This window comes from Xanthobacter sp. BG11Y11_SDJG (genome assembly GCF_057364445.1).
On the sequence record NZ_JBNFNU010000485.1, the window covers coordinates 1 to 2739 of the forward strand.

The 2739-nt window shown below is 69.1% G+C and carries 2 protein-coding genes; both read left to right on the forward strand.

All coding sequences use genetic code 11. The features are described 5' to 3' along the window. Positions 1-257: 257 nt before the first annotated feature. Positions 258-1673 carry a tetratricopeptide repeat protein gene (locus AC2W7M_RS23255; protein ID WP_486135287.1) on the forward strand — a complete coding sequence of 472 codons (1416 nt, stop codon included), beginning with the start codon at positions 258-260 and terminating at the stop codon, positions 1671-1673. Positions 1674-1685: 12 nt separating this feature from the next. Next, positions 1686-2739: FecR family protein (locus AC2W7M_RS23260; protein ID WP_486135289.1), on the forward strand; the 1054-nt coding region annotated here is incomplete at its 3' end.

Below are 2739 nucleotides of genomic sequence, written 5' to 3' on the forward strand. Positions count from 1 at the left end.
GACCCGCGCCGGCGGCGCCGCCGCGCTGACCGCGGCTCCGGCGGGCCGAGCCTGAGACCGGCTGCGGGCGAGTCAGCGATGCCTCTGAGGTATCAAAGTGCGGCTTGCCTGTGGCAAAATGCCCGCCTCGCCCTCAAAGAGGTTTCGAATCGTAACCATAACCGCACGCGGCGATCCCCTTGCGGCGTTGCAAGTGTTAAGAGGAAGTTAAGGCAAGGGGCGGGCCTTGCCGGCGACGACAGCCGGATTCTGATCGCATGCATTCGACGCTCAACGTCGCGTCGGCCGGAAGGTCGGGCGACGCGCGCAACAGCAAGGCCCGTGCCCTCATCGGCGCTGCCGCTGGGGCTATCGCGCTGCTCGGCCTGTCCTCTGTGCTGCTGCTCGGCGCGGCGGCGCCCGCTTCGGCGCAGCAGACGGCGGCGGCCGACGCTGACCCCGAGTTCAACACGCTCTTCCACGAGTCCCTGAAGCGGCCGGCGGATGTCGCTCTGGCCTACCGGCTGGCGGCGCGGGCCACCCAGCTGGGCGACTACGAGGCTGCCATCGGCGTCTACGAACGCATCCTGTTCTACAATCCCAAGGTGGTGCGGGTGCGGCTGGAGCTCGGCCGGCTCTATTACCGGCTCGGCGCCTATGAGAGCGCGCGCGCCTATCTCCAGCCGATCTCCGGCGACGGCATGCTGAGCCCCGCCGAGCAGGCCAATGTCACCGCCTATCTGGAAGAGATCGAGCGCCGGCTCTCCACCAACCAGTGGAGCGTCTACGCCCAGGCGGGCGTGCGCTACCAGTCGAACGCCAGCTATGGTCCGTCGAGCCGCATCATCATCGGCGACGACGTGGCGGCCCTGCTGCCGCCGAGCTACGCCTCGAAGGCGGACGGCAACGTGTTCGGCCTCGCCACGGTGCGGCACGTCTATGACTTCGGCAACCAGCGCGGCGACGTCTGGGAGACCAACCTCAACCTCTATTATTCCCAGCAGTTCGAGATCCAGCGCCTCAATCTCGGCTTCGTCGAGGCCAATACCGGCCCGCGCTTCGCTTTGGCGCCGGACGCGCTGCCCGGCTCCTCGGTGCGGCCCTACGTGCTGGCCGGCGGCATCTCGCTGGGCGGGGCGAGCTATCTCGGCTCCTACGGCGCGGGCGTCTCGGTCTACCTGCCGTTCAGCCCCTATTTCTCCATCGAGCCGTTCGTCGAGGCGCGCCAGCGCGACTACCAGAACAGCATCGATTACCCCACCGCAAGCTTCCAGAGCGGCGGCATGTGGACCGTGGGCGCCGGCCTGTTCGGCCGCATCACCGAGGGCGTGAGCTGGCGCGCGCGCCTCGCCTACAACGACGCCGACGCGGACGTGTCCTGGTATGCCTACGAGAACTTCAACGCCGATCTGGCGCTGCCGGTGGAGTTCCAGGGCCTGTGGGGCGTCAAAAGGTGGGTGGTGATCCCCTCGGTCGGCTATTCCTACTACGGCTATGACGCGGCCAACCCCTTCGTCTCGCGCTTCGTTCCGCGCACCGACGACCAGTATCGCGTGGGCCTCGCCCTCGACGTTCCCATCCATGAGCAGTTCGGCCTGCTCACCCAGGTGCAGTACACCTGGGCAAGCTCGTCCCTGCCCAACTACTCGTTCGACAATCTGAGCGTGTCGATCGGGCCGAACGTCCGGTTCTGAGGAGGACGCGCCATGCCCATCAGCACTCCTGCCCGGCTCCTCGCCTCGGTCGCCTCGCTGGCGCTGGTCGCCGCCTCCGGCGCCCCGGCACTGGCCCAGAATTCGCAGGTCGGCACCGCCGCGGCGGTCAATCCGCGCGCCGACCGGCCAGGGCGCGCCCGGGTGCTGGAGCTCGGCTCCAGCATCATCCACCGCGAGCGCATCCAGACCTCGGACACCGGCAGCGTCCAGGTGATGTTCGTGGACAAGACCACGCTCAATATCGGCCCCGGCTCGAACCTGGTGATCGACGAATTCGTCTACGATCCCAACAAGAAGGCCGGCTCCATGGCGCTCTCCCTCACCAAGGGGGCGGTGCGCTTCGTGGGCGGGGCGGCGAGCCATACCGGCGGCGCCGAGGTGAAGACCCCGGTCGCCACCATCGGCATCCGCGGCGGCGTCGCCGGCATCACCCATCTCGGCGGCGAGACCCGCGCCATCCTCCAGTTCGGCACGCTGACGGTGCGGGGCCCCTCGGGCGAGCCCATCGTCGTGCGCCGGCCGGGCTTCATGGTCGTCATCGGCCCGAACGGGGTGTCCGGCCCGGTGCGCGTGAGCCAGGCCGAAATCGACGCGCTGATCGCCAGGACCTTGAGCCAGGGCCGGCAGACCGGCGGGCGTCCGGGCACCACCCCCGACCTCGCCGGGCTCGCCCCCAATGCCGGCGGCCCGTGCTCCATGCCGGCGCAGGGCCAGACCACCATGGACCTCGCCGCGGTGTCCTGCCGCTACTTCAACACCCGCCTCCAGAACCAGGCCGACACCGTGGCCGAGCAGGCCTCCCAGCAGGGGCAGACCAACGTCTTCATCCCCGTATACACGCCGAACCCCTATGGCCCCGGCGGCTATGGCCCGGGGGGCTACGGGCCCGGAGGGTATGGTCCCGGCGGCTATGGACAAGGCGGCTACGGCCAAGGCGGCTACGGACAAGGCGGACCCCATACAGGTCCGAACCTGCCGGGCCTTTCCGAACTGGCTGAACCTGCCCAACTTTTCCCCGGCTTTTCCGGGGCCAGGGGCGGCGAGG